We start from the raw sequence: 521 nt of genomic DNA, 5'->3' as shown, positions 1-521 counted from the left end.
GGTTGCTGGGAGCGGGCCATGGCGTTCAGGATTCGTAGCAGCTTGTGCGAGCAAGCGACCAGAGCGACCTTCTTGGGTTTGCCGGCCGCCAGCAGACGATCGTAGAACGCCTTAATAACGGGGTTGAACCTCACCGCGCTTAGCATGGCCATATGCAGCGTGCAACGCACTATGCTGCGTCCGCCCCATATGTGGCGTTTGCCCCGTGACTTGCCTGAATCGTGGTTCAACGGTGCTAGGCCGGCCAGCTTGGCCGCTCGGGCCCCACTGATCGTTCCCAGCTCAGGCATAAATGCCAACAAGGTGGCGCAGGTCGTAATTCCGACCCCTTTTATCGCTTCAAAGCGCTTGGTCTGATCTTTGAAGTGGGTGTCCAGGTGCCCATTGATATCCTTATCCAGCTTGGATATCTGGGCATCGAGTGTCTTAATGACTGCTCGGATGCTGTCTTTAAGAACTCGGACCGCCCCGGTTAGGCGGTTCTTCTCGGCAGTGCGCATGACCATCAATTGTGCGCGACG

At 57.4% G+C, this 521-nt stretch carries 1 protein-coding gene; it reads right to left on the bottom strand.

Annotation, left to right across the window (positions count from 1 at the left end; genetic code table 11):
• Positions 1-500, bottom strand: a 500-nt coding sequence (locus AC6LJ2_RS30045; protein ID WP_498152761.1) for an IS110 family transposase, incomplete at its 3' end; no start/stop codon positions are given.
• Between the last annotated feature and the right edge of the window lie 21 nt (positions 501-521).

The sequence above is a fragment of the Achromobacter sp. 1014246743 genome (assembly GCF_059760725.1).
This window is presented reverse-complemented; position numbering and strand designations above follow the sequence as displayed.